The organism is Acuticoccus kandeliae, assembly GCF_003073115.1.
Map to the genome: position 1 here is coordinate 1 of NZ_QBBV01000147.1, position 318 is coordinate 318.

The 318-nt window shown below is 78.0% G+C and carries 1 protein-coding gene; it reads left to right on the top strand.

Features of this window, described 5'->3' with window-relative positions; all coding sequences use genetic code 11:
* Window positions 1-318, top strand: a 318-nt coding sequence (locus tag DBV35_RS29695) for a DALR domain-containing protein (protein ID WP_205648963.1), incomplete at both ends; no start/stop codon positions are given.

Below are 318 nucleotides of genomic sequence, written 5' to 3' on the forward strand. Positions count from 1 at the left end.
AGGCCGTCGCCGCGTACCGGCGGATCGAGTCGTTCGTGCACCGGGTGCGCGAGCGGCACGGCCTGCCCGAGGTTGCGGCGGAGCTGCCCGGCGCGTTCACCGCCGCCCTCGACGACGACCTGGGTACCCCGCTCGCGCTCGGCACCGTGCACACCCTGGTGCGCGAGGGCAACACCGCCCTCGACGCCGGGGACGTCACCGGCGCGCTGCGGGCCGCGTCCGCGGTCCGTGCGACGACTGAGGTGCTCGGCCTGGACCCGCTGGCCGCCGGCGGCGTGGCCGAGGAGTCGGGCGACGCCGCCCGGCAGGCACTGGGCA